Below are 4,128 nucleotides of genomic sequence, written 5' to 3' on the forward strand. Positions count from 1 at the left end.
GCTTGAATCACAGAACACCCCAAACGGGAATCCCGTTTATGGGTTCACGACCTAGACGGAAATCCCGCTGGCGCCCCCTCCGCGACCCGGCTAAGCCTGCCGGCGGCCCATCGTGGGAGAGGAAGCCGACCCCGTGACCCCCGGCATGGTCATCATCGGCGCCGGCGAATGCGGCGCCTCCGCCGCCCGCGCCCTGCGGGAGGCGGGCTACGCCGGCCCCGTCACCCTCGTCGGCCGCGAGCCCCACCCCCCCTACGAGCGCCCGCCGCTCTCCAAGGCCGCGATCACCGCCGACGCCGCCCCGACGCCGGTCCCCTCGGCCCCCGGCACCCCGCTCGCGGATCTCGACATCCGCCACCTCCGCGCCGAGGCCACCACCATCGACCGCCCGGGCCGCCGCGTCCGCCTCACAGACGGCGCCCTCCTCCCCTACGACCGTCTGCTCCTCGCCACCGGCGCCTCGCCGCGCCGCCTCCCCGGCGCCGCCTTCCGCCGCCTCCTCTACCTGCGCAGCTTCGACGATGCCCTCGCGCTCCGCCCGCGCCTGCGCTCCGGCGGACGGACCGTCGTCATCGGCGGCGGCTTCCTCGGCCTCGAGATCGCCGCGGCCGCCGCCGCCCTCGGCGGCAGCGTCGCCGTCGTCGAGGCCGAGCCCCGCCTCCTCAGCCGCCTCGTCCCCGCGCCCATCGCCGCCGCGGTCGCGGCCGAGCACGCGCGCCACGGCGTCGATCTCCGCCTCGGCCGCACCGTCGCCGCGATCGACGACCGGACAGGCGCCGCAGAGGTCCGGCTCGACGACGGCGCCACGCTCGCTGCCGAGACGATCGTCGCCGCCATCGGCGCCCTCCCCGACACCGCCCTCGCCGCCGCCGCGGGCCTCGCGACCGACAACGGCATCGCCGCCGACGCGCACCTCGGCACCAGCGATCCTTCCATCCTCGCCGCCGGCGACTGCGCTTCCGTCCCGCATCCCCTCTACGGCGACCGCCGCATCCGCCTCGAGGCCTGGCGCAGCGCCCGCGAGCAGGGCGCGCTCGCCGGCCGCAACATGGCCGGCGCGCGCGAGCCGCACGCCGCCGTCCCCTGGTTCTGGTCCGACCAGTTCGACCTCGGCCTGCAGATCTCCGGCCTCCCCGACGAGGGCGCCGAGACCATCCGCCGCGACCTCGGCGGGGGCGCCTTCCTCCTCTTCCACCTCGCCGCCGACGGCCGCCTCGTCGCCGCCTCCGGCATCGGCCCCGGCGCCGCGGTCGGCCGCGACATCCGCCTCGCCGAGATGCTCATCGCCCGCCGTGCCCGCCCGCCACGCCCCACGCTCGCGCACGCCGAGACCAGGCTCAAGAGCCTGCTCGCATGACCGCGGCCCCGGCCTTCGAAGCCGCGCTCCGCCGGAGGATCGACGGCAAGGCCAAGCCGCTCGGCGCCCTCGGCCGCATCGAGGACCTCGCCGCCGCCGTCGCCCGCACCCGGGGCTCGCTCGAGCCGCGGATGGAACGCTGCCAGCTCACCATCTTCGCCGGCGACCACGGCCTCGCCCGCGAGGGCGTCTCGGCCTACCCGCAGGAAGTCACCCGGCAGATGCTGCTCAACTTCCTCCGCGGGAACGCCGCCGCCAACGTCTTCGCCCGCTCGGTCGGCGCCGCGCTGCGCGTGGTCGACGCCGGCGTCGCCGGCCCGCCCGTCTCCCACGCCCTCCTCCTCTCCCGCCGCCTGGGTGCGGGCACCCGCAACGCCGCCGAGGAGCCGGCGATGACGCCCGAGACCTGTGGCGAGGCCCTCGCCCTCGGCCGCGCCCTCGGCGCCGACGGCGACTGGGACGCCGTCGCCTTCGGCGAGATGGGCATCGCCAACACCTCCGCCGCCGCCCTCCTCGCCCACAAGGTGACCGGTCTGCCGCTCGACCGCCTCGTCGGCCGCGGCACCGGCCTCGACGACCCCGGCCTCGCCCGCAAGCGCGCCATCCTCGCCCGCGCCGCCGCCCGCACCCCGCCCCGCCTCGCCGCGGAACGGGCGCTCGCCGAGTACGCCGGCTTCGAGATGGCGATGATGGCCGGCGCCATGCTCGGCGCCGCCGCCGCCCGCCGCATCGTCCTCGTCGACGGCTTCATCGCCGGCGCGGCCGCCCTCGCCGCGCTCGGGCTCGACCCCTCGGCCCGCGGCGCCCTCGTCTTCGCCCACCGCTCGGCCGAGGCCGGCCACGACGCCGTGCTCGCGGCGCTCGGCGCCACCCCGCTGCTCGACCTCGGCATGCGCCTCGGCGAGGGCACCGGGGCCCTCCTCGCCTGGCCGCTGGTGCGCGCCGCCGCCGCCATGCTCCGCGAGATGGCAAGCTTCGAGAGCGCCGGCGTCAGCGGTCCGGCATGACCCTGCTCCCCGCCTCCGGGCGCCTCCGCCACGAGGCCGCGGCCTTCCTCCTCGCCCTCGGCTTCCTCCCCCGCCTGCCCGTCGGCCGCACCGCCTATTCCCCCGGGCGCATGGCCGCCGCCACCGGCTACTTCCCCGCCGCCGGCCTCGTCGTCGGCCTCGTCGCCGCCGCCCTCCTCCTCGCCGCCGCCCGCATCCTCCCTCAGGTCGTCGCCCTCCTCCTCGCGGCCGCCGCCACCTGCCTCCTGACCGGCGCCCTGCACGAGGACGGGCTCGCCGACACCGCCGACGGCCTCGCCGGCGGCGCCACGCCCGAGCGCGCCCTCGAGATCATGCGCGACAGCCGCATCGGCACCTGCGGCGCCCTCGCCCTCGGCCTCGCCATTGCCCTCCGCATCGCGACTCTCGCCGCGATGCCCCTGAGCATCGCCGCCACCGCGCTCGTGGCCGGCCACGCCGCCAGCCGCGCCTCGATGACCCTCGTCGTCGCCACCTCCCGCTACGCCCGCCCGAGCGGCGCCGGCAGCTTCACCGCCGGCGGCACCAGCCCGCGCCGCCTGGCCCTCGCCCTCGCCACGGCCGGCATCGCCCTCCTCCCCCTCGTCCTCGCCGCCGGCTGGCTCGCCGGCCTCGGCGCCCTCCTCGGCCTCGCCGCCGGCCCCCTCGCCAGCCGCGGCTTCGAGCGGCGCCTCGGCGGCTACACCGGCGACACCCTCGGCGCCACGCAGCAGGTGAGCGAGATCGGCCTCGGCCTCGGCCTCCTCGCATGCCTCTGATCCTCCTCCGCCACCCGCGGCCGGACGCGCCCGCCGGCCTCTGCTACGGCAGCAGCGACCTCGCCCCCGCCCCGGACATCGAGGCCGAAGCCCGCCGCCTCGCCCGCCGCCTCCACGGCGTCGACGGCATCGTCTCGAGCCCGCTCCGCCGCTGCGCCGCCCTCGCCGAAGCCCTCGCCGTCCGCCTCGCCGTGCCGCTCCGCCTCGACCCCCGCTGGCGCGAGATCGACTTCGGCGCCTGGGAGGGCCGCCCCTGGGACGCGATCCCCCGGCCCGAGCTCGACGCCTGGGCCGCCGACCTGATGCACGCCCGCCAGCACGGCGGCGAGAGCGTCGCCATGCTCGCCGCCCGCGTCGCGGCGGCGGCCGCCGCCTGCCCGCCCGACCGGCGCACCGCCGTCGTCACCCACGCCGGCCCGATCCGCGCCCTCCTCGCCGCCTGGGAACGGCCGGTCGGCTACGGCGAGCTGATCACGCAGCCATGACCGCCCACAGCGTCAGCGGCCATTTCGGCGAGCTCCTGCAGGGCCGCCTCGGCCCCTCCGGGCCCCTCGCCCTCGTCACCCTGCCCACCGACGCCTTCCGCGTGACTGCCCGCCTCCATCCCTCCGGCCCCTTTCGCCTCGACGCCCCCCACCCCTCGCCCCTCTCCCCCGACGACGCCGCCCGCCTGCATCGCGCCCTCACCGGCACGGCGCCACGCGGCACGCTCGCCCTCAGCGCCACCATGCCCCCCGGCGGCGGGGCCGGCGCCTCCACCGCCGCCCTCCTCGCCGCCGCGGCCGCCTTCACCGGCGGCGCCGACCTGCCGCCCAGCGAGCTCGCCCGCCTCTGCCACGCCATCGAAGGCGCCACCGACCCGCTCATGTACCCCGATCCCGGCGCGCTCCTCTGGGCCCCGCGCGCCGCGCGGCCCCTCGCCGGGCTGCCGCCCCTCCCCGCCTTCCACGTCGCCGGCGGCTTCCTCGGCCCCGGCCGCCGCACCGAC

Annotated in this window: 4 protein-coding genes and 1 pseudogene; all 5 read left to right on the forward strand. The window is 78.5% G+C overall.

What is annotated here, in order from left to right:
* The first annotated feature begins 133 nt into the window (after nucleotides 1-133).
* A complete protein-coding gene (locus Q0112_RS18270) occupies nucleotides 134-1,357 on the forward strand; it encodes an FAD-dependent oxidoreductase (RefSeq protein ID WP_297977482.1) in 1,224 nt (407 codons plus the stop codon).
* Nucleotides 1,354-2,364 (forward strand): nicotinate-nucleotide--dimethylbenzimidazole phosphoribosyltransferase, encoded by a 1,011-nt coding sequence (gene cobT / locus Q0112_RS18275; RefSeq protein WP_297977483.1) that lies wholly within the window; start codon nucleotides 1,354-1,356, stop codon nucleotides 2,362-2,364. The genes Q0112_RS18270 and cobT overlap by 4 nt, the downstream gene beginning before the upstream one ends.
* The gene (cobS, locus tag Q0112_RS18280; RefSeq protein WP_297977484.1) at nucleotides 2,361-3,140 is read left to right on the forward strand and encodes an adenosylcobinamide-GDP ribazoletransferase; all 780 of its coding nucleotides are present in this window, start codon (nucleotides 2,361-2,363) and stop codon (nucleotides 3,138-3,140) included. Before cobT ends, cobS begins: the two co-directional genes overlap by 4 nt.
* Nucleotides 3,131-3,625 (forward strand): alpha-ribazole phosphatase family protein, encoded by a 495-nt coding sequence (gene cobC / locus Q0112_RS18285; protein ID WP_297977486.1) that lies wholly within the window; start codon nucleotides 3,131-3,133, stop codon nucleotides 3,623-3,625. The genes cobS and cobC overlap by 10 nt, the downstream gene beginning before the upstream one ends.
* A pseudogene (locus tag Q0112_RS18290) lies at nucleotides 3,622-4,128 on the forward strand (propanediol utilization protein); the annotation flags it as partial. The gene cobC and the pseudogene Q0112_RS18290, both read left to right, overlap by 4 nt.

It is taken from the genome of uncultured Amaricoccus sp., assembly GCF_937858865.1.
In the GTDB taxonomy this organism is placed as follows: domain Bacteria; phylum Pseudomonadota; class Alphaproteobacteria; order Rhodobacterales; family Rhodobacteraceae; genus Amaricoccus.